This window comes from Streptomyces sp. NPDC002574, assembly GCF_042889545.1.
GTDB lineage: Bacteria > Actinomycetota > Actinomycetes > Streptomycetales > Streptomycetaceae > Actinacidiphila.
Window position 1 is genome coordinate 76,284 of the sequence record NZ_JBIARB010000009.1, and the last position, 24,208, is coordinate 100,491.

23 protein-coding genes are annotated in these 24,208 nt (G+C 73.8%); 7 read left to right on the top strand and 16 right to left on the bottom strand.

Going from position 1 to position 24,208, the window contains the following annotated elements; translation table 11 throughout:
• Positions 1-3 precede the first annotated feature (3 nt).
• The gene (thpD, locus tag ACFYXS_RS22865) at positions 4-906 is read left to right on the top strand and encodes an ectoine hydroxylase (RefSeq protein ID WP_389251004.1); all 903 of its coding nucleotides are present in this window, start codon (positions 4-6) and stop codon (positions 904-906) included.
• 628 nt (positions 907-1,534) lie between these two features.
• Here thpD and ACFYXS_RS22870 read toward each other — a convergent pair.
• A complete protein-coding gene (locus tag ACFYXS_RS22870; RefSeq protein WP_389251006.1) occupies positions 1,535-3,073 on the bottom strand; it encodes an aldehyde dehydrogenase (NADP(+)) in 1,539 nt (512 codons plus the stop codon).
• Positions 3,074-3,179: 106 nt separating this feature from the next.
• Between ACFYXS_RS22870 and ACFYXS_RS22875 the strand changes: the two genes are divergently transcribed.
• Together ACFYXS_RS22875 and ACFYXS_RS22880 are read left to right on the top strand one after the other, a co-directional pair.
• On the top strand, positions 3,180-3,947 hold the full coding sequence (locus ACFYXS_RS22875; RefSeq protein WP_319661231.1) for an IclR family transcriptional regulator: 768 nt from the start codon (positions 3,180-3,182) through the stop codon (positions 3,945-3,947).
• Positions 3,948-4,065: 118 nt separating this feature from the next.
• A complete protein-coding gene (locus ACFYXS_RS22880) occupies positions 4,066-4,458 on the top strand; it encodes a hypothetical protein (RefSeq protein ID WP_389251666.1) in 393 nt (130 codons plus the stop codon).
• A 25-nt stretch (positions 4,459-4,483) separates the two neighbouring features.
• Here ACFYXS_RS22880 and ACFYXS_RS22885 read toward each other — a convergent pair whose 3' ends face one another.
• From ACFYXS_RS22885 to ACFYXS_RS22900, 4 genes are read right to left on the bottom strand one after another with little or no spacing between them, the layout of a single operon-like run.
• Positions 4,484-5,407: a PmoA family protein gene (locus ACFYXS_RS22885; protein WP_389251009.1), complete on the bottom strand. Its 924-nt coding sequence runs from the start codon at positions 5,405-5,407 to the stop codon at positions 4,484-4,486.
• Between the two features lie 43 nt (positions 5,408-5,450).
• Entirely contained in the window at positions 5,451-7,175 is a 1,725-nt protein-coding gene (araD, locus tag ACFYXS_RS22890) for an L-arabinonate dehydratase (RefSeq protein ID WP_389251011.1), read from the bottom strand.
• Positions 7,176-7,209: 34 nt separating this feature from the next.
• A complete protein-coding gene (locus ACFYXS_RS22895; RefSeq protein ID WP_389251013.1) occupies positions 7,210-8,112 on the bottom strand; it encodes a dihydrodipicolinate synthase family protein in 903 nt (300 codons plus the stop codon).
• Positions 8,113-8,162: 50 nt separating this feature from the next.
• Positions 8,163-8,819, bottom strand: a complete 657-nt coding sequence (locus ACFYXS_RS22900; protein WP_389251016.1) for a GntR family transcriptional regulator — start codon at positions 8,817-8,819, stop codon at positions 8,163-8,165.
• Positions 8,820-9,000: 181 nt separating this feature from the next.
• Between ACFYXS_RS22900 and ACFYXS_RS22905 the strand changes: the two genes are divergently transcribed.
• The gene (locus ACFYXS_RS22905; RefSeq protein WP_389251018.1) at positions 9,001-10,401 is read left to right on the top strand and encodes an alpha/beta hydrolase family protein; all 1,401 of its coding nucleotides are present in this window, start codon (positions 9,001-9,003) and stop codon (positions 10,399-10,401) included.
• 9 nt (positions 10,402-10,410) lie between these two features.
• Here the strand turns inward: ACFYXS_RS22905 and ACFYXS_RS22910 are convergent, their stop codons facing one another.
• Both ACFYXS_RS22910 and ACFYXS_RS22915 read right to left on the bottom strand, forming a co-directional pair.
• The gene (locus ACFYXS_RS22910; protein WP_389251020.1) at positions 10,411-11,586 is read right to left on the bottom strand and encodes a hypothetical protein; all 1,176 of its coding nucleotides are present in this window, start codon (positions 11,584-11,586) and stop codon (positions 10,411-10,413) included.
• A gap of 55 nt (positions 11,587-11,641) precedes the next feature.
• A complete protein-coding gene (locus ACFYXS_RS22915; RefSeq protein ID WP_389251022.1) occupies positions 11,642-12,577 on the bottom strand; it encodes a 5-dehydro-4-deoxyglucarate dehydratase in 936 nt (311 codons plus the stop codon).
• 214 nt (positions 12,578-12,791) lie between these two features.
• On the opposite strand from ACFYXS_RS22915, the gene ACFYXS_RS22920 reads away from it, so the two are divergent.
• Positions 12,792-13,601, top strand: a complete 810-nt coding sequence (locus tag ACFYXS_RS22920) for an NAD-dependent epimerase/dehydratase family protein (protein ID WP_389251024.1) — start codon at positions 12,792-12,794, stop codon at positions 13,599-13,601.
• A 30-nt stretch (positions 13,602-13,631) separates the two neighbouring features.
• Here ACFYXS_RS22920 and ACFYXS_RS22925 read toward each other — a convergent pair whose 3' ends face one another.
• Positions 13,632-13,982 (bottom strand): VOC family protein, encoded by a 351-nt coding sequence (locus ACFYXS_RS22925; RefSeq protein WP_389251026.1) that lies wholly within the window; start codon positions 13,980-13,982, stop codon positions 13,632-13,634.
• Between the two features lie 25 nt (positions 13,983-14,007).
• Positions 14,008-14,739 (bottom strand): SDR family NAD(P)-dependent oxidoreductase, encoded by a 732-nt coding sequence (locus tag ACFYXS_RS22930; protein ID WP_389251028.1) that lies wholly within the window; start codon positions 14,737-14,739, stop codon positions 14,008-14,010.
• 56 nt (positions 14,740-14,795) lie between these two features.
• Here ACFYXS_RS22930 and ACFYXS_RS22935 point away from each other — a divergent pair, with 56 nt between their 5' ends.
• Entirely contained in the window at positions 14,796-16,028 is a 1,233-nt protein-coding gene (locus ACFYXS_RS22935; RefSeq protein ID WP_389251031.1) for a TerD family protein, read from the top strand.
• Positions 16,029-16,096: 68 nt separating this feature from the next.
• Here the strand turns inward: ACFYXS_RS22935 and ACFYXS_RS22940 are convergent, their stop codons facing one another.
• The 3 genes from ACFYXS_RS22940 to ACFYXS_RS22950 all read right to left on the bottom strand — a co-directional run bounded on the left by ACFYXS_RS22940 (position 16,097) and on the right by ACFYXS_RS22950 (position 19,998).
• Complete coding sequence (locus ACFYXS_RS22940) at positions 16,097-17,563, bottom strand: alkaline phosphatase PhoX (protein WP_389251033.1); 1,467 nt, start codon at positions 17,561-17,563, stop codon at positions 16,097-16,099.
• A 133-nt stretch (positions 17,564-17,696) separates the two neighbouring features.
• Positions 17,697-19,226, bottom strand: a complete 1,530-nt coding sequence (locus ACFYXS_RS22945) for a hypothetical protein (RefSeq protein WP_389251035.1) — start codon at positions 19,224-19,226, stop codon at positions 17,697-17,699.
• Positions 19,227-19,440: 214 nt separating this feature from the next.
• Positions 19,441-19,998 (bottom strand): hypothetical protein, encoded by a 558-nt coding sequence (locus ACFYXS_RS22950; RefSeq protein ID WP_389251037.1) that lies wholly within the window; start codon positions 19,996-19,998, stop codon positions 19,441-19,443.
• Between the two features lie 73 nt (positions 19,999-20,071).
• Here ACFYXS_RS22950 and ACFYXS_RS22955 point away from each other — a divergent pair, with 73 nt between their 5' ends.
• The gene (locus ACFYXS_RS22955) at positions 20,072-20,728 is read left to right on the top strand and encodes a hypothetical protein (protein WP_389251039.1); all 657 of its coding nucleotides are present in this window, start codon (positions 20,072-20,074) and stop codon (positions 20,726-20,728) included.
• Here the strand turns inward: ACFYXS_RS22955 and ACFYXS_RS22960 are convergent.
• The 4 genes from ACFYXS_RS22960 to ACFYXS_RS22975 all read right to left on the bottom strand — a co-directional run bounded on the left by ACFYXS_RS22960 (position 20,721) and on the right by ACFYXS_RS22975 (position 24,190).
• Positions 20,721-21,245, bottom strand: a complete 525-nt coding sequence (locus ACFYXS_RS22960) for a hypothetical protein (RefSeq protein WP_389251041.1) — start codon at positions 21,243-21,245, stop codon at positions 20,721-20,723. The two genes, ACFYXS_RS22955 and ACFYXS_RS22960, sit on opposite strands and share 8 nt — an antisense overlap.
• Positions 21,232-21,570, bottom strand: a complete 339-nt coding sequence (locus tag ACFYXS_RS22965; protein ID WP_389251042.1) for a hypothetical protein — start codon at positions 21,568-21,570, stop codon at positions 21,232-21,234. Before ACFYXS_RS22965 ends, ACFYXS_RS22960 begins: the two co-directional genes overlap by 14 nt.
• A gap of 332 nt (positions 21,571-21,902) precedes the next feature.
• Complete coding sequence (dapD, locus tag ACFYXS_RS22970; protein WP_389251044.1) at positions 21,903-22,895, bottom strand: 2,3,4,5-tetrahydropyridine-2,6-dicarboxylate N-succinyltransferase; 993 nt, start codon at positions 22,893-22,895, stop codon at positions 21,903-21,905.
• An 83-nt stretch (positions 22,896-22,978) separates the two neighbouring features.
• Positions 22,979-24,190, bottom strand: coding sequence for an MFS transporter (locus tag ACFYXS_RS22975; RefSeq protein WP_389251046.1), 1,212 nt, complete (start codon positions 24,188-24,190; stop codon positions 22,979-22,981).
• Positions 24,191-24,208: the final 18 nt, after the last annotated feature.

The following is a 24,208-nucleotide window of genomic DNA, read 5'->3' on the forward strand; positions in this document are numbered from 1 at the left end:
CCCATGACGACCGCGACGAGGAACACCCTCACCGACCTCTACCCCACCCGGGGCACCGCCGAGGTGCTCACCCCGCGTCAGGACCCGGTCGTCTGGGGCGAGCCGGGCACCTCCGGCCCGCTCCGGCCCTCCGAACTGCGCGGGCTCGACCGCGACGGCTTCCTGGCCGTGGACTCCCTCATCGGCCCCGACGAAGTGCCCCGCTACCGCGCCGAACTCGACCGGCTCTGCGCCGATCCGGCGATCCGCGCCGACGAGCGCTCCATCGTCGAGCCGAAGTCCCAGGACATCCGCTCGGTCTTCGAGGTGCACAAGATCAGCCCGGTCTTCGCCGAACTGGTCCGCGACCCGCGCGTCGTGGGCCGCGCCCGGCAGATCCTCGGCTCCGACGTCTACGTCCACCAGAGCCGCATCAACGTCAAGCCGGGCTTCGGCGCCTCCGGCTTCTACTGGCACTCGGACTTCGAGACCTGGCACGCCGAGGACGGGATGCCGCGCATGCGCGCGGTGTCGGTGTCCATCGCGCTCACCGAGAACCACGACACCAACGGCGGCCTGATGATCATGCCGGGCTCGCACCGCACGTTCCTCGGCTGCGCCGGCGCGACCCCGGAGGACAACTACAAGAAGTCCCTCCAGATGCAGGACGCGGGCACGCCCTCCGACGCGGCGCTCACGGAGCTCGCCGGGCGGCACGGCATCCGCCTCTTCACGGGGGCCGCCGGGTCGGCGGTGTGGTTCGACTGCAACTGCATGCACGGGTCGGGGGACAACATCACGCCGTTCCCCCGGAGCAATGTCTTCATCGTGTTCAACAGCGTGGAGAACGCTGCGGTCGAGCCGTTCGCGGCGCCGGTGCGGCGGCCGGAGTTCATCGGGGCGCGTGAGTTTACGCCTGTCGGCTGAGCGTGTGGGGGGCGGGGGGCCGGTCTTTTCCCCGCCCGCCCGCCCGGGTGCCCGGCGAGGTCAGGTGCCCCGGCGCGCGTGTGGGGTGGGCCGGGTTCGGGGCCTCCGGGGCTGCACGTCCTGGACTGGCATATTTACGCGCCTTTCCAGCACCTGCCCATCCCATCCCCGCCCGCACAGTGCGCACAAATATGCCGCACCGTCCAGAACATCCACCCCTACGACCCCGCCCCCTCCGTTTCGTCATGCGCCTGATCCCCGGAGGAGGGTAGAGACGGCACCGTGCTCGGGCCACCCATTGGCGCAGCGCAGTCCAGGTGCCCAGCCGTCACCGCCAACCACCCCCCACCGGGGATCAGGCGCACAACCCACGGAGGGGGCGGAGGTGTTGGGGGCACCCCCGGCCGGAGGCTGGGGGAGGGTGGGCGTTCTGGACTGTGGAGCATATGTGGGTGCGGCACCCCGAGTGATCAACTCAGGGTGCCCGAGGCACCTAAATGTGCTGTCCAGAATGGCCAGCCCCGGAGGCCCCGACCCCGGCACCCCACGAAAACGGGCGCCGGGGTAACTGACCTCGCCGGGCACACGGGAGGGCGGGAGGGAAAAACCCCGCACAGCCAGCGCAGCGTCAGACTTCGCGGCGACCGTTGAAGCGGCGCGGCACGCCCAGCGCGTTCGCATCGCGCAGCTCCGCCGGGAGCAACGCCTCCGGCGCGTCCTGGTAGACGACGGGCCGCAGCCAGCGCTCGATCGCGGTGCCGCCCACGGACGTGGACGTCGACGTGGTGGCGGGGTACGGGCCGCCGTGGTGCATGGCGGGGGCGACGGCGACGCCGGTCGGCCAGCCGTTCACCACGACGCGCCCGGCCAGCGGGGTCAGCCTGCGCAGCAGATCCGCCCCGGCGCCGGACGGCTCCGCGCCGGACGCCTCGGCCTCGCCGAGGTGCGCCGTGGCGGTGAGGTTTCCGGGGAGCCGGCCGAGCACGCCCTCGACCTCCTCCGCGTTCGCGTACCGCGCGATGACCGTCACGGGCCCGAAGTGCTCCTCCAGGAGCACGTCGTGGGCGCCGCCGCCCTCCGCCAGGCGGGCGGCCGGGACGGAGACGAAGCCGGCCCGCACCAGGTGCTCGCCGCCGTCGCCGGGCTCCACGGGCGCCTCCACGTCGGGCAGCGCCGTCAACTCGCCGACGCCCGCGATGAAGTTGTCCCGCATGCGCGCGTCGAGCAGCGTGCCCGGCGTGACGTCGCCGACGGCCGCCGCCAGGGACTTGAGCAGCCGGTCGCCCGCCTCGCCCTGCGGGGCGAGGACAAGGCCCGGCTTGACGCAGAACTGGCCGACGCCGAGCGTCATCGCCCCGGCGAGGCCGGCGCCGATCTGCTCGGCGCGCTCCTCCGCCGCGGCCTCCGTGACGACCACGGGGTTGAGGCTGCCCAGTTCGCCGTGGAACGGGATCGGCACCGGACGCGCGGCGGCGGCGTCGAAGAGGGCGCGCCCGCCCCGTACCGACCCGGTGAAGCCGGCGGCGGACACGAGCGGGTGCCGGACGAGGTCGATGCCGGCCTGGAAGCCGTGCACGACGGAGACCACGTCGGCGGGGAGGCCGACGGCGACCGCGGCGCGGCGCAGCGCGTCCGCGCACAGCTCGCTGGTGGCCGGGTGGTCGGGGTGCGCCTTGACGACGACGGCGCAGCCCGCGGCCAGGGCGCTCGCGGTGTCGCCACCGGGCACGGAGAAGGCGAGCGGGAAGTTGCTGGCTGCGTAGACGGCGACGACGCCCAGCGGGATCTTCCAGCGCCGCAGGTCGGGACGGGGCGGGGCGAGCGTGGCGTCGGCGTGGTCGATGATCACGTCGAGGTACGCGCCCTCGTCCACGATGTCGGCGAAGGCGCGCAGCTGGTAGGCGGTGCGGCCGAGTTCGCCGGTGAGCCGGACCGGCCCGAGGGCGGTCTCGGCGTCGGCGGCCTCCAGGATGCGGGGGCCTGCCTCCTCCAGGAAGTCGGCCGCGGTGCGCAGCAGGCGGGCCCTGACCTCGCGGTCGGCCAGCGCCGGGAAGGCGGCGGACGCGGCGCGCACCACCGCGTCGACCTCCTCGGCCGTGGCCTCGACGGCGACCTGCTCCCGCTGCTTCCCGGTACGGGGATCGACGCTCCACACTGGTACGGCCACCGCGGGTACCTCCAGGCCTTCCGTTCGATATGCTGAACAGCATCCGCAACTGTGAATCTGTTCGGGAGCCTACTTGCGCGGGTCCCGGCCGAACAAGAGGGGTCCCATGGCTGCAGGTGAAGGCGGCGCGCAGGTCAAATCCGCGGTGCGGACGGTGGAACTGCTGGAGTTCTTCGCCGGCAAGCCCGGCATGCACAGTCTCGCCGCCGTGCAGGAGGCCGTCGGCTACCCGAAGTCCAGCCTCTACATGCTGCTGCGCACGCTCGTCGAGCTCGGCTGGATCGAGACCGACGCCACCGGCACCCGCTACGGCATCGGGGTGCGCGCCCTGCTGGTCGGCACCTCGTACATCGACGGCGACGAGGTCGTCGCCGCGGCCCGCCCGACCCTGGACCGGCTCTCGGACGACACCAGCGAGACCATCCACCTGGCGCGCCTCGACGGGACGAGCGTGGTGTACCTGGCGACCCGTCAGTCCTCGCACTACCTGCGGCCGTTCACCCGTGTCGGCCGCCGGCTGCCGGCCCACTCGACCTCGCTCGGCAAGGCGCTGCTGGCCACGTACACCGACGAGCAGGTCCGCAAGCTGCTGCCGGAGACGCTGGAACCGCTGACCGAGCACACCCACACCGACCGCGAGAAGCTGATCGCCGAGCTGCGCCAGATCCGCGAGCAGGGCTACGCGGTGGACCGCGAGGAGAACACCCTCGGCCTGCGCTGCTTCGGTGTCGCGATCCCCTACCGGACGCCCTCCCGCGACGCGATCAGCTGCTCGGTGCCGGTGGCCCGGCTGACCCCGGCGCACGAGCAGCTGATCAAGGACGCCCTCTTCGACGCCCGCGACCGGCTCACCCTGGCCACCCGGCGCCTCTGACGCACGTTCAGCGCACACCACAACATCCCCTAGGATCATGGGAGTTGGGGCGCCGCACGCTGCCGTCCCAGGACTTGGAGGACCGGTGCGTCTCCCCCGCTCCCTTTCCGGCTGGACCATGGCCGTCTTCGGTCTGCTCGCCGCCGCGCTCGGCATCGTCGGGATCGTCTCGCCCGCCGTGCAGCTGTCCCTGCTCGGCTTCCACCGGCCGGACGCCCGGGCGAGCGGGGACTACACGCTGGTCTTCCTCACCGCCTCCTCCATGGCCGCCCTCAACATGGGCGTCTACTACGTGCTGGCCGCGCTCGCCGACTGGCGGGCCTTCTTCCGCTGGACCGTGCCCTTCCGCCTGCTGACCTTCGCGGTCTTCACCACGGCCGTGGTCATCGGCCGGGCGCCCTCCGGTTTCCTCGGCGTGGGCGTGTGGGAGGGCGTCGGCGCCCTCGTGACGGGCACCGCGCTCTGGTACGAGGGCCGGCGGGAGCCGGCCCGTCCCGCGCCGGCGGTCTGATCCCGTCCCGGTCCTGCGGCCCGGATCAGACGGGTCCGGGGCCGGCCGGGCCGCCGGTCCCCCCGGTGAGACGGCGGGCCAGCGCGTCCGCCTCCGCACGGCCGAGCCGCCCGTCGACGACGGCGGTGACGATCCGCCGGGCCACGGTGGCACCCGGCGGGACCGGCAGCCGCTCCGCCCAGGCCAGCGCGGAACCGACGCCCGGGTAGTCCGCGACGCGGACGAACCAGGGGTCGCGCCGGGTCTCCTCGGTCGCCCCGGCCAGGACCAGCGTCCACGGTCCCCCGGTGAGGGCCAGCCAGTCCGCGGTGCGGCCGTGCACCGCCGTCTCGCCCTCGGCGTCCGCGGTGAACACCGCCGCCCGCCCGGGACCGGAGGGCGCCCGCCAGAAGAAGCCCCCGTACCCGGCGCCGGGGCGCCCGTTGGTGGCGGGGCTGCCGAGCGACAGCGTCCGCGGGCCCGGGTTGGTGAGCGCGAAGGCCAGGTCGAGGACCCAGCAGTCCTCGTCCAGCGGGCGGACCGCCACCGTGCGCCGCTCGCGCAGCAGTTCGCCGCCGTCGGCGCGCCAGGACAGCTCCTCGGTGAAGCCGTCCGCGCCGCCCGCCGGGCCGTCCACGACGTCCTGCACCCCGCGGTCGTCCAGCTCGACGTGTCCGCGGTCCCGCACGAAGGTGGGTCCGCCCCAGAAGTTGCGTCCCGCCACGTCCGGCACGGCGACGCTCACCCCGAGGTGGTGGGGGTGGTCGGCGGGCATGAAGTCGGTGACCGGCACCCCGCCGAGGGTGGTCAGCGGATGCAGGTAGGGCCGCGGCGAGAGCCGGCCGGGCAGCCCCGGTCGGTGCACGTACCGGCCGACGACGCGGCCCGCGGCCGTCAGCGACGTGACCGCCGCCCCGTCCGCGCCGGCGGGCACGGGCGGGCGGTCCGGTGACGCGGCGGCGGGGGCCATGACCGGTGCTCCTTCTGACGGGTGCGTGCGGGCCGGGCCGGTCTCAGCCCGCGTACGGCTCCGGTACCTCCCCTGGCCGGGCCAGGAAGCGGAAGTCGCAGCCGGTGTCGGCCTGGGTGATCTGATCCTGGTACAGCGCGCCGTAACCGCGGCCGAAGCGCGGCGGTGGCGCCTGCCACCGGGCCCGGCGGCGTTCCAGCTCGGCGTCGTCGACCTCCAGGCGCAGGGTGCGCGCCCCCACGTCGAGGGTGATCGGGTCCCCGCTGCGGACGAGGGCGAGCGGGCCGCCGACGTGCGACTCGGGCGCGACGTGCAGGACGCACGCGCCGTAACTCGTACCGCTCATCCGGGCGTCGGAGATCCGCACCATGTCCCGCACGCCCTTCTTCAGCAGCCGGCCGGGGATCGGCAGCATCCCGTACTCCGGCATGCCCGGCCCGCCGAGCGGGCCGGAGCCGCGGAGCACCAGGACACTGTCCTCGGTGATGCCGAGGCCGGGGTCGTCGATGGTGCGCTGCAGGGTCCGGTAGTCGTCGAAGACGACGGCCGGGCCGGTGTGCTGCAGCAGACGCGGCTCGGCGGCGATGTGCTTGATGACGGCGCCGTCCGGGCACAGGTTGCCGCGCAGGACGGCGACGCCGCCCTCCGCCGCGAGCGGGTGGTCCAGCGGCCGGATGACGTCCTCGTCGTGCACGCGGGCACCGGCGAGCTGTTCGCGCAGGGTGGCGTGGGCGACGGTCGGCCGGTCCAGGTGGAGCCGTCCGGCGTCCCGCAGCCGGGTCAGGAAGGCGGGCAGGCCGCCCGCGAAGTGGAAGTCCTCCATCAGGTACCGGCCGCCGGGCCGCACGTTCGCCAGCACCGGGACCGTACGGGCGATGCGGTCGAAGTCGTCCAGGGTGAGCCGGACCCCGCTGCGCCCGGCCATCGCGATCAGGTGGATCACGGCGTTGGTGGAGCCGCCGAGGGCCAGCACGGTGGCCACCGCGTCCTCGTACGCCTCGCGCGTCAGGATCGCCGGCAGCCGCAGGTCCCGCCGCACCAGGTCGACGATCCGCATCCCGGAGGCCGCCGCCATCCGGTCGTGCCCGGAGTCCACGGCGGGGATCGACGAGGCGCCGGGCATCGTCACGCCCAGCGCCTCGGCGGCGGCGGTCAGCGTGGAGGCGGTGCCCATGGTCATGCAGTGGCCCGGCGAGCGGGCCAGGCCGCTCTCCAGCTCGGCCATCTCGCAGTCGCCGATGAGGCCCGCCCGCTTGTCGTCCCAGTACTTCCACATGTCGGTGCCCGAGCCCAGCACTTCGCCCCGCCAGTGACCCGGCAGCATCGGCCCCGCGGGCACGAAGACGGCCGGCAGGCCGGCGCTGGCCGCGCCCATGAGCAGCGCGGGGGTCGACTTGTCGCAGCCGCCCATCAGGACGGCGCCGTCCACCGGGTAGGAGCGCAGCAGCTCCTCGGTCTCCATGGCGAGCAGGTTGCGGTACAGCATGGGGGTCGGCTTCTGGTACGTCTCCGAGAGCGTCGCCACGGGGAACTCCAGGGGGAAGCCGCCCGCCTGCCACACCCCCCGCTTGACCGCCTGGGCGCGGTCGCGGAGATGGACGTGGCAGGGGTTGATGTCGCTCCAGGTGTTGAGGATCGCGATCACCGGCTTGCCCAGGTGCTCCTCGGGAAGGTAGCCCAGCTGCCGGGTGCGGGCCCGGTGGCTGAACGAGCGCAGGCCGTCCGTGCCGTACCAGTGGTGGCTGCGCAGCTCTTCGGGCGTCGTCATCGGCCGGTGGTCCTTCCGCGCCGGGCGGGCCGGCTCACAGGTCCCAGCCGGCGACCAGGGTGGCCACCCGCGCGCGCCGGTCCTCGGGGAGCGGGTGGCTGGGCGGCCGCACGTCGCGACGGCACCGCCCCTGCGCCGCCAGCGCCTCCTTGACCACGGACACGTTGTTGGCCGACCGGCCCTCGGCCCGCAGGTCCTCGAACTCCCGGACCTGCTCCCAGACCTTCATGGCCGCGGCGAAGTCGCCGTCGCGCAGCGCGCGCAGCATCTCCAGCGAGACCCGCGGCGCCACGTTGACCAGGCCGGAGGTGAAGCCGGTCGCGCCGACCGCCCAGTGGGCGGGGGCGTACAGCTCGGCCAGACCGGTGACCCAGGTGAAGCGGTCCAGCCCGGCGTCCCGCGCGACCGCGGCGAAGCGGGCCGGGTCCGGCACCGCGTACTTCACGCCGATGACGTTCGGGCACAGCTCCCCGAGCCTGCCGATCGGCCCGCCCTCCAGCGCCGCGTCACGGACGTAGGGGACGACGCCGAGCTCGGGAACGGAGTCGGCGATCGCCCGGTGGTAGTCGACCCAGCCCTCCGGGGAGACGTAGGGGTGGACGGGCTGGTGCACCATCACCGCCCCTGCCCCCGCGTCGCGTGCGTGCCGGGCGGCGGCCACCGCGGTGGGCAGGTCGAGACCCACACCGGCGACGACCTGGGTGCCGGGGTCCGCCTCGGCCATGGTGAGCTCCACGACCAGGCGCCGCTCGGCCGGGTCCAGCGCGTAGAACTCGCCGGTGTTGCCGTTCGGCGTGACCGTACGGACGCCGTGGTCGAGCAGCCGGCGCAGCAGCGCCCGGTACGTGCCGCGCGCCACTCCCCCGTCCGCGTCGTAGGGGGTCACCGGGATCGCGACGACGTCGGCGAGTGCGGCGGACTGCTCTGCGAATGCCATGCGGTTGCCCTTCGGGTCGAGGACCGGCCGGTTCGCTGCGGGGACGTGCCTCAGGGGGCGTCGTCGCCGGGGAAGGCCCGCGCGACGAAGCCCGCCATGTGGTCGTGCAGGAGGCGGGCCGCGCCCTCGGCGTCGCCGGCCTGCGCGCGGGCGAGGATCTCCCGGTGCTCGCGCGCCTCCCGCTCCCAGGAGGGGTTCTCCCGCCAGGCGACGGACGACACCAGCGCCGCCTGGTCGCGGACGTCGTCGAGGATCCGGGCCAGCAGCGGATTGCCGCAGGGGCCGTACAGCGCCCCGTGGAAGTCCCGGTTGGCGAGCGACCGTTCGGCCCGGTCCGCCGCGGCGTCGGCCCGCTCCAGCGCCTCGCGGGCGGCGTCGAGCGGGGCACCGCGGGCGACGGTGCGGCGCACCGCCTGGGGTTCCAGCAGGAGGCGCACGTCGTAGACCTGACGTGCCATCCGCGCGTCGACCGCGCGCACGGTCACGCCCTTGTACTGACTCGTCACGACCAGGCCGGTGCCCGCCAGCGTCTTGAGCGCTTCCCGTACGGGGGTCTTGGACACCCCCAACTGTGCCGCGAGTTCGGCCTCGACCAGGGCCTGGCCCGGTGCCAGCCGCCCGGTCAGGATGCCGCGCCTGATCGTCTCCAGCACCACCTGGGTGCGGGAGGGGATGGGGGGCGGCGCCGCGCCCGCCAGCAGGTCCATGCGAAGTCCCCGGCTCTCGTGTATCGCGTCTCATATATGACGTACGAGCTGTGACCCGACGGTAGAACGGCGCCCGCGCATCGTCAATGGGCCGGTCCGGGACACGGGATGACGGGCCGTTCGGGGGAACGCCGGTGTGGTGGCGCGGGCCGCGCCGGTGGGGCTTCTGCGTTCGGCCGGGATGACGCACGTATCGGCGGATCGCGCCCGCGACCCCGGCCGGCGCGCCGCGCTCACCGCGCTGGCCGGCGGGGCGGGGGCGGTGCTGGCCGCCGGGTGCACGCCGATGGGCGCCACGTCCGCGGCGAGCCCCGCGCCGTCCGGCTCCCCCTCGGCGAGCGGGCCCGCACCCGGCGTGATGACCCTCGTGAAGGACCCGGCGTACAACTTCGACGCGCTCCTCGCGCTGGGCGCCTCGGGGCGGCGCGCCGCCGAGGCCGGCGAGGTGCTGACCGCCGTGCAGGCGATCAATGGGGCGGGTCCGTCCGCGCAGAGCTGGACCAGCACGTTCAAGGAGCTCGGCGACCGGCTGATGAAGGCGCCCCAGGGCCCGGCGCCGGACCGGCGGACCACCCGCTTCCGCGCGCTGCGGGCCGCCCAGTACTACGGCCAGGCGCTGTTCTCCGTCCTCGGCTCCGACGACCCGGGAGGCGAGGAGCGGCTGTACCGGGCCGGGCGGGACGCCTGGGACACCTTCTGCTCGCTGGGCGACCCGGCGCCGGTGAGGGCGCGGGTCGCGTACGGGAGGACGCCGATGCCGGTGTGGTTCTTCCGTCCGGACACCTCCGCCGGGCGGCGGCCCACCGCGATCCTGACCAACGGCAGTGACGGCCAGAATGTCGATATGTGGACCTACGGCGTGGCGGCCGCCCTGGAGCGCGGCTGGAACGCCCTGGTGTACGACGGCCCGGGGCAGGGCCAGTTGCTCTTCGTGGACCGGGTGGTCTTCACGCCGCGCTGGGAGACCGTGGTCACCCCGCTCGTCGACTGGCTGGTCGCCCGGGACGACGTGGACCCCGGCAGGATCGCCCTCACCGGGCTCAGCATGGCGGGCGGTCTCGCGCCCCGCGCCGCCGCGTTCGAGCCCCGGATCGCCGCGCCGGCGGCCATGCCCGGTGTGCTGAGCCCCTGGCTGGGCTTCCCGGCGGAGATCCGGAGGATCCTCACCCCGGACCCGCGGGAGACCAACGCCCTGTGGAACGAGGAGGTCGTCCCCGCCCTCTCCCCCGAGGACGCCGCGACGCTGAGGAAACGCATGGAGCCCTTCTCCGCGCAGGCGATGCTCGACGCGCGCGCGGGGCGGATGTTCACCGACTTCTCCACTCCCGCGCGGCGCGTCCGGGCGCTGGACATCAGCGGGGTGGTGGGCCGCATCACGGCGCCCACCCTGGTCCTCGACCACGACTTCGAGCAGTTCTACCCGGGGCAGCCGCGCGAGCTGTACGACAAGCTGACCGCCCCCAAGGACTACGTGAGGATGACGGCGGCCACCGGGGCACAGCTGCACTGCTCCCCGATGGCGCCGCAGCAGCACTGCGAGGTCGTCTTCGACTGGCTGCGGGACACGCTCAAGGCGCGCTGAGCCGGCTGCTCAACCGCCCGCGGACAGTGCGGCCAGCGCGTCGCGCACCGCGTCGAGGTCCGTGTCCGAGGCGAGCCCGGCGTGGTAGAGCCGCAGCTCGGTCGCGCCGAGCGCGGCGGCCCGGGCGGCGTCCGCGGCCAGGGTGCGCGGGCTGCCGCCCATGCCGGCGACGACAGGGAAGTTGGCGGCCAGGACGGTGCCGGGCCGGGCGTGCGGGGCGCAGACGGCGAGGTGGTCGGTGCCCGGCAGGACCAGGCCGTCGGCCAGGGCCAGGATGTGCGCCGGGTCGACGCCGACGTTGGCGCCGGCGCGGTGCGGATGCGGGTCGGCGTGCAGGAGGATGCGGAATCCTGGCGGGGCCGCCGCCCGTACCGCCTCCACCGCGGCCCGCTGCACGTCACGGGCGACGCCGGTGCGCCAGTCGAGGGTCAGTGCCGCGAGGTCGGTCCCGAGCAGTTTCTCGACGTCGGCCCACTCGTCGGGGCCCGGTGCCCACCCGCCGGTCCACACGGGCTCCAGCGCCGTCCGCACCGCCGCCCGCAGCTCCCGCGGATCGGCGCCCAGGCCCGCGTAGCCCGCCTCGCACACCTCGCAGAAGCACAGGGACATCAGGTACTGCGCGGCGCCGGGCAGGGGCACGCCGCCGATCTTGTCGTGCGCGTGCAGATGGGCCAGGCCGTACCAGCCGCAGCTCTCCAGTTCGGTGCCGTCGGTGCCGGGCCGCACGGCGGCCTCCGCAGCGAGCGCGACCAGGTACGCGCGCACCTCGGGCCGGGCCACGCACGGCGCCCAGGGGTAGCGGTCGCCGAAGGCGTTGCGGACGGTGATGTCCGGGTGCTCGTCCCCCAGGCGGGAGTTGTGGGCCAGCACGACCCAGGAGTGCACGGGCAGCCCGGCCGCCCGCAGGGCCTCGGCGGCCGTCCCGTACGCGTCCGCGCCGCCCGCCCAGTCCTGGGTGTACGGCCGCAGGGCCCGCCCGGCCCAGTGCACCGGGTCGGGCGGGTAGAGGACGGCGGCGTGCCGGGCGGTGACGACGCGCCGGGCGGGATGGCGCGGGGTGAGGGCCCGCGTGGAGTGGTAGGCGGAGGCGAGGGTGACCTGCCGGACGCCGAGGGCGGCCAGGCGCTCGGCGGCGTCCGGGTCACCGACGACGTCCCAGGGGTAGACGAAGGTGGAGGCTCTCAACTCGGCTCCCTTGGCGCGAGGTTGGCTGGAGGGCGGGGCTGCCGTGCGCGGCCGGTCAGTCCTCGCCCAGCAGCGCGAGTCCGCGGTCGATGAGCTCGGCCAGTTCCTTCACGTGCGCCGGGGCCGGCTCCGACAGCGGCGGCCGCACCTCGCCCGCGTCCAGGCCGCGCAGCCGGACGCCCGCCTTGACCAGGGAGACGGCGTAGCCGCGGCCCTGCTGCCGCAGCTCCACCAGGGGCCGGTAGAAGCCGTCGAGGAGCCGGTTCACGGTGACGTCGTCGCCGGTGGTCAAAGCCCGGTGGAAGGCGAGGGCGATCTCGGGGGCGAAGCAGAAGACGGCGGAGGAGTAGAGGGTGATGCCGATGCCCCGGTAGGCGAGTCCGGTGAGCTCGGCGGTGGGCAGGCCGTTGAAGTAGCGGAAGTCGCGGTCCGGCACGGAGCTGCGGACGGCGCTGACGATGCGCTGCATCAGGTCGAGGTCGCCGACGCCGTCCTTGAGGCCGATGATCCGCGGGATGCGGGCGAGTTCGGTGACGGTGGCCGGGGTGAACACCGCGTTGTCGCGCTGGTAGACGATGACGTCCAAGGAGGTGCCGGCGGCCAGGGCGGCGTAGTGCCGCAGCAGTCCGGCCTGGTCGGCGACGACGAGGTAGGGCGGCATGGCGAGCAGTCCGTCGGCGCCCGCCTCCTCGGCGAGCCGGGCGAACTGCAGGGCGAGCGCGGTGCCGTAGCCGGCGCCCGCGACCACGGGCACCCGGCCCGCGCTCTCCTCGACGGCGGCGGCCACGCAGTCCCGGAACTCCTCGGGCGTCAGCGCGTGGAACTCCCCGGTGCCGCAGCAGGCGAACACCGCCCCCGCGCCCGCCTCGATCCCCGCGCGCACATGCGCGCGGAAGGCCTCCAGGTCCACGGCTCCGTCCGGCGCGAAGGGCGTCACGGGAAAGAACAGCAGGCCGTCGAGGCGCGCGGCGAGTGAGACGGCTTCGGTCATCGCGTTCTCCCTGCAAGCTGGCAGCGGCTGTGCGCTCATCTGATCCATGTCCATATTCATGAACGCGTTTACGCTAAAGCAGCACATATGTAGGGGTCAAGGAAGAGAGCCGCTGGTGGTGGTCTCTTGACGCTTCCCCAGGGGCTCTCTAGCGTGTCCATACATATGAATGGTGTCCACGGACGTGGACCATGGCGACCGAGGAGACCCGCGCATGCCCGCTCCCCGCACCATCCTGCTCACCGGCGCCGCGGGCGGCCTGGGCACCCTGATGCGCGAACTGCTCCCCGCCCACGGCTACGACCTGCGCCTCTTCGATGTCGTACCCGTGCAGGGGGCGCCCGACGCCATCATCGCGGACCTCGCCGACCGGACGGCCCTGCGCGAGGCCGTGCGCGGCGTCGACGCGATCGTGCACCTCGCGGCCATCTCCCTGGAGTCCTCCTTCGAGAAGATCCTGCACGCCAACATCGAGGGCACCTACCACCTCTACGAGGCGGCCCGCGAGGAGGGCGTCCGGCGGATCGTCTTTGCCTCCAGCAACCACGCCGTCGGCTTCACCCCCCGCCCGGTCGGGGACGACCCCCTCATCCCGGTCGACACCCCGCGCCGCCCCGACACCTTCTACGGGCTGTCCAAGGGCTTCGGCGAGGACCTCGCCCAGCTCTACTGGGACCTGCACGGGCTGGAGACGGTCTCCGTGCGCATCGGCTCCTGCTTCCGCGAACCCACCTCCGTGCGCATGCTCTCGGTCTGGATGAGCCCGGAGGACGGCGCCCGGCTCTTCCACGCCGCCCTCACCGCCGAGGGCGTCGGCCACACCGTGGTGTACGGCAGCTCCGCCAACACCCGCCTGTGGTGGGACCTGTCCGGCGCCCGCGCCCTGGGCTACGAGCCCCGCGACGACTCCGAGCCGTACGCCGCGAAGCTCATCGCCGAGCAGGGCGAGCTCGACCCCGCCAACCCCGACCACGCCCACCTGGGCGGCCACTTCACCACGCACCCGCCGATGTGGCCGCACTGACCGCCCGGCGGTCCCCGGGCCCGGACGGTCTCACAACCCGGTGGCCCGCTCGTGGCGGGGCTCGTACAGGCCCACCTCACCGCCGCCCGGCAGCCGGAACCCGGTCACCCGTCCCCAGCGCGCGTCGGTGACCGGCCGCGTGAACTCGACGCCCTTGGCGGTCAGGTCCGCCACGGTCGCGTCGACGTCGTCGCACATCAGGTAGAGCTCCTGCGTCCCCGGGCCGTCCGTGGGATGCACCGCGAGCTCGGCCGGCGGAAGCCCGAAGATCAGCCAGCCGCCTCCCGCGTCGACGTGCGGATACTCCAGTACGTCCCGGAAGAAGGCCCGGTCCGCTTCCGCGTCACGGCTGTGGATGACGATGTGCGCACCATTGATCACGCGGCCAGGATAGGCCCCCACCAGGTCAGCGGCCGCGCTCGGCGCCGCCGTTGACCTGGTGGATCTGCGCGGTGATGTGGGCCGCGCCCGGGGAGGCCAGCCAGTGCGCGAGGGAGGCGACGTCCTGCGGGACCCCGACCCGGGCGTTCAGCGTCTGGCCGATCAGGACCGCCCGCCGCTCGTCCGTCATCCGGCCGCCGAAGAACTCGGTGTCGTCGACGAAGCCGGGAGCGATCACGTTGACCGTGACGCCGCGACCGCCCAGTTCCGCCGCGAGGTCGTAGGCGTACGGGTGCAGGGCCGCCTTCGCGGCGCCGTAGGAGCCCGAGCCGCCGCCCCGGATCGCCGCGATGGAGCTGAGCAGCAGCACCCGGCCGTCGTCGGCGATTAGGTCCCGCAGCGCCTCGGTGAGCAGGACGGCGGTCAGGACGTTCGCCTTGAAGTTGCCCGTCCACACCTCGGCGAGGGTCTGCTCGCCCGCGCCCAGGGCGACGTTGCCGCCCGCGTTGTTGACCAGGACGTCCACCCGCCCGAAGCGTTCGGCGAGCACGTCGTGGACCCGCTCCGCCTCCGACTCGTCGGTGAGGTCCGCGGGCAGGGCCAGGGCCGTCCGCACGCCCAGCCGCGCGACCGCGGCATCGAGAACCTCCTTGCGGCGGCCGATCAGCACCAGCTGGTCCCCGTCGCCGGCGAAGGCCTCCGCGACGGCCAGTCCAATGCCCGTTCCGCCCCCGCTGATGACCACAATGCGTGACACCTGAAAACTCCGTTCGGTAATGGAACCGTAAACCCGGAACGATCGTTAAGCGGAACATGACCGCTATGACACCCGGCTCGAATGTGCCGCTCTCCGCACCGCGCGTGGCAGTGGAGGTCTCCGCGCCCGTGCGGCTGGACGTGTCGGGGCTGCTGATCGCCGCCAACGGCAAGGTGCGCTCCGACGACGACTTCGTCTTCTACAACCAGCCCTCCGGCCCGGGTGTCACCCACCGGTCCGGTGGTGGCGCGTCCCCCGACGCGATCACGGTGGACACCGCGGCCGTTCCGGCGGACATCGAGAAGATCGTCGTGACCGCGAGCCCCGACGCCGCGGGCGCGACCTTCGCGGGCACCGAACCCACCGCGACGGTCCGCGACGCGGACACCGGCGCCGTGATCGCCACCTTCACCCCGCCGCAGCTCAGCACCGAGACCGCCGTCGTCGTGGTCGAGATCTACCGCCGCGCCGGGGCCTGGAAGGCCCGCGCGGTCGGCCAGGGGTACGCCAACGGGCTGGCCGGCATCGCGACCGACTTCGGTGTCAGCGTGGACGAGGCACCCGCGGCCGCCGCCACGCCGCAGGCACCGCCGGCCCCCACCATGGCGCCGCCGCCCCCCGTGCCCTCCGTGGCGCCGCAGCCGCCCGCGCCCTCCCTGGCGCCGCAACCGCCCGCGCCCCCGGCGCCCCCCGCCGCCCCGCCCGGCAGTGGCAAGATCAATCTCGACAAGGGCCGGGTCAATCTCCAGAAGAACCAGACCGTCTCCCTGGTCAAGGGCGGCAAGCCGCTCCTGGCCACGGTCCGCATGGGCCTGGGCTGGGAGCCCGCCTACCGCGGCAAGGACATCGATCTGGACGCCTCGGTCATCGCCTACGGGCCGCAGCGCAACCACATCGAGTCCTGCTACTTCGGCCGGCTCACGATCCTGAACGGCGCTATCCAGCACTCGGGCGACAACCTCACCGGCGAGGGCGCGGGCGACGACGAGGCGATCACCGTCCACCTCGGCGGGCTGCCGCCGGAGGTCACCGGACTGGTCTTCACCGTGAACTCCTTCTCCGGCCAGAAGTTCAACCAGGTCGCCAAGGCGTACTGCCGGCTGATGGACGCCACCACCGGCGAGGAACTGGTCCGCTTCGACCTGACCGGCGCCGAGCCGCGCACGGGCGTCATGATGGCGAAGTTCGTCCGCCAGTTCTCCGGCGAGTGGGAGATGACGGCGCTCGGCGAGTTCGTCGACTCCCGGACCGTGAAGGGCATGGTCAAGCCGGCCGCCAAGGCACTGTGAACACACCGGAGCCCGGCGGACCGTGAACGGCACGGGCCGCCGGGCGCTCCGGTGCGGGGTAGGCGGCGTCAGCATGCACCGCCGCGCCCCTGGCGGCGCCAGGGGCCGGTGATCGCCAGCATGATGCCCGGCACCTGGATGTTGGCGAAGAGCGTCCTGCCGTCGGGCGAGAAGGTCACCCCGGTGAACTCGCTGTACTCCGGCTCCTGCGCCGTGCCGATGTTCAGTTCGTTGCGGGCGATCGGGTACGTCCGTCCGTCGCCGAGGGCGCCGAACAGATGCTGGACACCCTCGCCGTCCTCGGCGATGACCAGACCGCCGTAGGGCGAGACCGTGATGTTGTCCGGGCCGTCGAATGCGCCGTCCACCGACGGGTCGGGGTTCACGCCGAGCAGGACCTTCAGGGTCAGGGTGCGGCGCTTGGGGTCGTAGAACCAGACGGCGCCGTCGTGCGCGGTGCCCGGGCTCTCCTCACGGGCGTAGGACGAGACGATGTACACGCCGCCGTCGCCCCACCACATGCCCTCCAGCTTCCGGGCGCGGGTGATCGCACCGGCCGCGAACTGCTTGCGCACCGAGGTGACCTTGGCGTCGCGCTCCGGGACGTCCACCCAGTCCACGCCGTAGACCGTGCCGATCCTGGTGGCGCGGGAGAGGTCGTCGACGAACCGGCCGCCGGAGTCGAAGCACTTGAAGGCCTGCAGCACACCCGCCGTCTCCGACAGGCCGCGCAGCTTGCCGCGGCCGTGGTGGAAACCGGCCGGCGGGGTCCAGCGGTACAGCAGGCCGTTGGGGTTCGAGGCGTCCTCGGTCAGGAAGAGGTGGCCTCGCTTGGGGTCGACGACGACCGCCTCGTGCGCGTAACGGCCCAGCGCCTTGACGGGCTTGGGGTCGCGGTTGGCCCTGCGGTCGTACGGGTCGACCTCGAAGACATAGCCGTGGTCCTTCGAGAACCCGTTCGTGCCGGCCCTGTCCTCGGTCTCCTCGCAGGTCAGCCAGGTGCCCCACGGGGTGCTGCCGCCCGCGCAGTTGGTGGCGGTACCGGCCACGCCCACCCACTCCGCGACGTGGCCGCCGTGCCGGGCGACCTCGACGACGGTCACACCGCCCGCGGCACCGGAGTCGTAGACCAGTCCCTCGGTCAGCGGCACCGGGTGCGGCCAGTCGGCGCGGGCGCCGGCCAGCTCGTGGTTGTTGGCCAGCAGCGTGGCACCGCGCAGACCCTCGAAGGTGGCGGTGCCGTCGTGGTTGGAGGGGGTGGACTCGCCTGTCTCCAGCGTGGTGACGCCGGTGCGGGTGATGATCCGGTACGAGAAGCCCTCGGGCAGCGCCAGAACGCCCTTGGGGTCGGGGATCAGCTCGCCGTAGCCCAACTGGCCGTGGTGCCGGGACTCCCCGGCCGCCCCGGCGGTCTCGGGCGCCCCGGCCGCGAGGGCTCCGGGGGCGGTCGCGAGCACGTCGACGGTCCCGGCCAGCGCGACGCCGGCACCCGTCATGGCAGTGCGCCTGGCGAAGTCTCTGCGAGTGAGCGGCATCGTTACTCTCCTCGGGCCCAAGGTCTCTTCTCTGCCGCACCTCACGCTGGCGCCCCGCGGCCAACGGGAGTTGAACTGCGGGCGACGTTCCGCCGCCCATTCCCCGAGGCGTTCGGGCGCCGGCCCGCCGGGATCAGGAGCCGGCGGTCCCCGACGAGCGCGCCTTGAAGGCCGCCTTGCGCGCGTCCTTGGCCAGGCGCTTGTCCGGGTGCAGCCGGCCCATCGCCTCCAGGACGTCGGCCGTGGCGGGGTGGTCGACGCGCCAGGCCGCGGAGAAGAAGCCGTCGTGCCGGGCGACCAGGTCGGTGACGAGCTCGCGCAGCAGCTCCGGGTCGTCGTCGGCGTCGAGCTGGGCCGCGATGGTGTCGATGGTCAGCCAGAAGATCATGTCCTCGTCGGGCGCGGGCACGTCCGCGGCGTCCCGCTCCGTGAGCCACACCCGTGCCAGGCCGCCGAGTTCGCGGTCCGACAGCACCTCGCGCAGGGCGGGTTCGGCCTCGTTCCCCAGCAGGCTCAGCGTCTGCTGGGCCACCAGCCGCCGGCCGGGCGCGTTGCGGTCCTCGCCGCGCGCGGCGTCCAGCAGCTCGCGGGCCGCCTCGTACGGCTTGCGCTGCGCCAGCCAGTGATCGGCCTCGCGGCGGGCGATGTGGTCCGGGTACTCGAACAGCGCCTCCAGCAGGGCCGACGCCGGCCCCTCCGCCAGGTCGCCCGCGGCGGGGGCGTGCACACCGGCCTCCAGCATGCGGGCGCGCACCCCGAACACACCGAGCGGCGTCAGCCGCACCAGGCCGTACCGGGAAACCTCCTCGGGCCCGATCTCCTGCAGGTCACCGACGCCGACCGGGGCGGCGCCGGACTCCTCCTCGGACTCCGCCTCCTCGATCAGCGCCTCGTCCAGCGGCGTGTAGTCGATCAGCCCGGTGGTGGTCAGCAGCCGGAAGTGGTCGTCGAGGCGCATCATCACCTCGGTGACGTCCTCCAGCAGGTCGTCGCTGGGCTCCTCCACGTCCTCCGGGACGACGAGGGAGGCGGCCAGCACGGGCAGCGGGACGGCGTCCTGCCCCTCACCGCCGCCGTCCTCCATGGCGCCGAAGAGGTAGAGGTTGGCCAGCGCCCCGTCCAGGAACTCGGCCTCCTCCTCCGGGTCCCAGTCCAGCGTCTCCGGGTCGATCTCGCCCTCCGGGCCGAGCTCGTCCATCAGGCTCTCCAGGTCGGGCGTCGCCGCCTCGGACAGCGCCGTCTCCACCGCGGTGAGCCAGAGCTCCAGCACCTCCCGCGGGGTCCCCCCGTCCAGGCCCCGCAGCGCCTCGCCGGGCACCGCGCGACCCGCCGGCTCGTCCAGCGCCGCCGCCCGCTCCGCCGCGGGGGCGCCGTCGTCCGGCTCCTCGATGTCCAGGTCCACCAGGCCCGCGTCGACCGCGACACCCCACGCCTGCGCCGTCTCCGCGGCCCCGTCCGGAATGTCCTCCAGCCCCAGCTCCCGCACCGCCCGCGCGTGGTCCTCCGCGGCCAGCTCTCCCATGGCGTCCACGAGCACGTGCGGCGCGGACCAGCGGGCCAGGCGCACCGCCCGGTCCAGCAGCGGCACGGCGAGCGCGAGCCGCGCCAGCTCGTCCTCGGGCAGCAGCCTCACGGGCGGCAGGTCGAGGCGGTCAGCGGCCATGACGGGGTCTCCAATACAGCGGTGTCCGGGGGGCGCGTTCGCGCGCAGCACCAGCCTAGACGCGTCTGCGCCCCCTGGGCGCGCTTCCCCCGTCCGTCACCCGCCGTTACCGCAACCGTCCCCTGCGGATTGACGCTCCTGACACCGTCTCACCTCGCTGTCCGCCGCGGGAGCAGCGCCAGGGCCGCCTGGAGGTTGCTCTCCGCGACGGCCCTCATGAGGTCCCGGCCGGGGTGGTCGAGGAGACGCAGGGGGCCGGCGAGCAGCGACAGCCGCATCGCCTGGGTGTGGAGGTCGAGGCGCCGCGGGTCCGGGTCCGGCCGGCCGGCCGGAGGAAGACGTGCTCCCACTCGACGTCGAAGTGCATCAGGCCCTCCATGTCGATGAGGACGACGCGGTCGTCGGCGTCCACCAGTACGTGGTCCGGGCCGAGTTCGCCGTGGATCAGCCGGTACTCGGCGCGCGCCGCCGGCTCTCGCGGGCGTTCGTCCAGCCGCCCGCGCGCCCGCCCCCGGACGTCGCGGCCCGCCGCCTCGTCGAGGTCCTGGAGCGCGCGGTCGAGCACCAATTGCTCGCACGGGGTCCCGGCGGCGGTGCCGCCCCGCGCCGGCAGGGTCGCTGATGCCTCCGGCCTGCGCTGCGCGGCGAGGAACGGTTCCGGCCCCGACGCGGGCGCGAACGGGTCCCCGGCGGCGCACGGCGCGGCGCCCGGCCAGAAGTTCTCGTCGTCCGCCCAGCCGTGGACGATCCCCCCCAGGGCCGCACGCTCCACGTCGGACAGCTCCCCCGCTCCCGCGCATCCGCGGAACCTACCGGCCGGTGCGGCGCGATGGCAGGCTGACGAAGTGCACATCGAGGGATACGAGGGCGGGCCGCTGACCGCGGGGGAAGCGCTGGTGGGCCTCCCGGGGTTCTGGTCGAACCACCTGCTGGGCTCGTGCGGTCACGGTGCGGACGGCGAGCGACCGGTCCCGCAGTGGTTCGGCGACGACGGCGCCGACGCCGACGCCCTGGAGGAGGTCCTCATGGCCCCCGACCTCTGGCCGGTCTTCCGCATACCGGTCGCGGGCGGCCACGCGGTCGCCATCGTTCAGCGCAACTGTGCCGACGACTACGGGGTCGACCACCTGGTGACCCACCGGGACCGGCCCGATGCCCACCCCGTCGAGGAAGCCTCCGTGACGTGGGCCGAACTGGTCCGTGTCGCCGACAGCCCCGACCCCGCGGCCGAGGGCATCCAGGACCCTGCCGCCCGCCTCCTGCTGTTGCTCCCCCTGCTCGGGGGCCACGCCCTGCCGGACGACGCGGCGGCCACGGTGGGCGACGCCCTGATCTCGGTGGGCGTCCCCCCGGACAGCGCCCGGACCACGGCACGGCACCTGCTCGCCCACGCCGCGAGGACCCCGTGGCACGACCCCACCTGGGATTCCCCGCTCAGCGGCGGCTCGGACTCCGCCGCCCCTGGGGGACACGGCGTCCTGGTGACCCTCGGCATCATCTGAGGCCGGGGCCGGCCGATCCCGGGCACCGGTGGAGAGCGGCCACGAGATCCTCCAGGATCCCCGTGCACTCCGCGGCCCCGATCTCGGCAGCGAAGACCCTGCCCACGTGGTCAGGGTGCTCGAGCAGGTGCTCGGGGCGCCGGAACTCCATCGTGATCACCATCGCGTCCCCGTCCCGGAAGAGGAACGCCCGCACGTTGTCGGTCGTGGGCCCCCAGGCGTCGAAGAGGACGAACCGCGTGCGCACTTCCCAGTCCGTCTCCTCGTCCCCGGTGCCCGCGACGATCCGTCGATGCGCCTCCGCGGCGGAGACACCCGCGAAGGACAGGTCCGAACCGTGTCCGCCCCGCACGTCGCCAACGGTCTCCTCCACGGACCGCAGGAACTGCGGGACGAAGACCGTGTTGTCGTCGCAGGTCGCCCACTGCCCGGCGACCCACAGATCCACCCGTCGCAGCTCCGGACCGGACCACTCGCCGACCTCCACCGCGAACCTGCGCTTGTCACCCAGCAGCACAGTGCGGGCCCCGTGCCGCAGGCCGTCGCATGCCCATCACACTCGCCCCGATGACGTACGCGGCCCCGCAGATACCCGCCATGTCTTCCACCAGCAGGCCCCCGAACCGGTCGGTCAGCGCCCAGCGCGCCAGGCAGGCGGCATCGAGGCCGACCACGACCGCGAGGAACGCCACCCTCATCCGGCGCGGCACCCGCGCGGTGAGACGCGGCACCGCCAGGACCGCTGCGGCGCACAGCATGACCAGAGCGGTCGGCACGGCCGCGGCGAACAGCCCGTACCCGTACGGCGTGGGCAGGTGTTGCGGGTGCCGGCCGCCTCCCACTCGCACATCACCCGGCCGACGCCGAACGTCGCGATCCACATGATGCCGACGCCTGCGGCGGCTTCGAGCACCACCAGGACGGAGGCCACAACAAGAAGCGCCCGCCGCTGCCCATCGTGTTTCGTGGGTTGATCATGCCGCAGGACCCGGTGCCGACGAAGTCCTCGGACGGCTCTCCTTCGCGTCGTACAGTCGCCGCGGCGGAACACCCCACCAGGCAGAGGCCGCGAAATCTCGCGGCCATGGCACAGGCGCCCTCCCGCCGTCCCACGACGGCGGGAGGGCCCGTGCGACGACGCGCCGCATCGGCGGCAGCAGCCGCCCCGCGGGCGTCAGTTGTGGCTGTGGAGGACCGCGTTCAGGCCGCCCCAGGAGCCGGTGCGCTGGAGGACCTCGACGGTGCCGGTGGTGGAGTTGCGGCGGAAGAGGAGGTTGTCCGCGCCGGAGAGTTCCGCGGCCTTGACGATGGTGGCGTCGGGGAGGGTGACCCGGGTGCCCGCGGTGATGTAGAGGCCCGCCTCGACGACGCAGTCGTCGCCGAGGGAGATGCCGATGCCGGCCTCGGCGCCGAGGAGGCAGCGCTCGCCGATGGAGATGATCTGCTTGCCGCCGCCGGACAGGGTGCCCATGATCGAGGCGCCGCCGCCGATGTCGGAGCCGTCGCCGACGACGACGCCCTGGCTGATGCGCCCCTCGACCATGGAGGTGCCGAGCGTGCCGGCGTTGAAGTTGCAGAAGCCCTCGTGCATCACGGTCGTGCCGGAGGCGAGGTGCGCGCCGAGGCGGACGCGGTCGGCGTCGGCGATGCGGACGCCCGAGGGGATGACGTAGTCGGTCATCCGCGGGAACTTGTCGATGCCGTGCACCGACAGGTGCAGTCCCTCGGCGCGGGCGGCGAGGCGGGCACGCTCGATGTTGCCGGCCGGGACGGGGCCCAGCGACGTCCACACGACGTTGGCGAGCAGCCCGAAGATGCCGTCCAGGTTCTGGTCGTTGGGCGTGACCAGGCGGTGGCTGAGCAGGTGCAGGCGCAGGTACGCGTCGTGCGCGTCCAGCGGCTTGTCGTCGGTCGACGCGATCACCGTGCGGACCGCGACGACCTCGACGCCGCGGCGCGGGTCGGGTCCGAGCGCCTTCGGGGCTGCCTCGCCCAGCAGTTCGGCCGCCCGCTCGGCACTGAGCCGCTCCGTCCCCGCGGGGCCGGGCGCCGTCATGAGCTCGGGCGCGGGGAACCAGGTGTCGAGAACGGTCCCGTCGTCGGCGATCGTGGCGAGGCCTGCGGCAACGGCACCGGTGGCGCGGGAGATGGCGGTCGAGTCAGTCATGTGTCGAACGCTAGTCGCTGGTCCCCCCGCCTGCCCAACCGGCCCGGCATCCGGACCGGCCGGGCCGCCCGCGCCCCGCGCGGTCAGGACTGCGTCGTCGCCGTGACCGCGTCGGGCTCCGCGGTGGCGGCCCGTTCGCCCGGCAGCCGGTGGGCGGCGAAGACGACGAGGCCGGCGGCGATGCCGAGCACGGCGCACAGCGGCCACAGGGCGCCGGGCGCGCTCTCGTACAGGACGCCGCCCAGCGGCGCGGCCAGGACGACGCCGCTGATGGAGGCGCCGGCGTACATGCTCTGGAAGCGGCCCTGCAGGTGGTCGGGGGCGTTGTCGGCGACGTACGCGGTGGAGGGCGACTTGTAGAGGATGTCGCCGACGGTGAGCAGGATCATCATCACGACCCCGATGGCGATGTACCAGCGGCCGGCCGAGAGCACGCCGAATCCGGCGCCCACGAGCACCATGCCGAGGGCGATGATCGGCAGCGGCGCGCGGCGGCGCAGCGCAACGGTCACGGGCAGCTCGAAGAGGATGACCAGACCGCCGTTGATGGCGATGAGCGCGCCGTAGACCCCGGTGCCGATGCCGTGGTCGGACAGGAACACCGGCAGGGTGGAGTACTGCTGGCGGTAGATGGTGTCGGCGACCAGGATCGCGACGAGCAGCAGCAGCACCGCGGGCTTGGCGCGCAGCGCCGCCCACAGGCCGGGGGCGTCGGCCGGGGGCCGGGTCTTCGCCCGGTGGTTGCCGTTGGCGGGCAGGATGAAATGCGCGTAGACACCGAATGCCAGCATGCCGAGGCCGTCGGCGACGAACAGCCAGCCGTACGAGGTGGTGGTGGCGATCAGCGCGCCGAGCGGGGGGCCGATGGTGACGCCGAGGTTGGCCATGAAGCGCAGCAGGGCGAAGCCCTGCCTGCGGGAGCCCTCGGGGACCGAGAAGGCGATGAGCGCCGAGTTGGAGGCGCGGGTGACGCCGGTGCCGTACTGGGCGAGCGGGAAGACGATCGCGAGGGCGCCGGTCGGGATCACGGGCAGGGCGGCGAGGCCGAGACCGGACACGACCATGCCGGTGATCAGCGTGCGCCGGTGGCCGAAGCGGTCGCCGAACCAGCCGCCGCTGAAGTTGCCCGCCACCATGCCGATACCTCCGGCGCCGGCGATCAGGCCGGCCTGGGAGGTGCTGAGTCCGCGGGGGCCCGTCAGGTAGACGAAGAGGTAGACGAAGGTGAAACTCACCGCCGCGACGAAGAACATTCCGGTCGCGAGGAGCCACACCACCTTCGGTATGTCCTTCATCGCCTGCTTCATACTGTC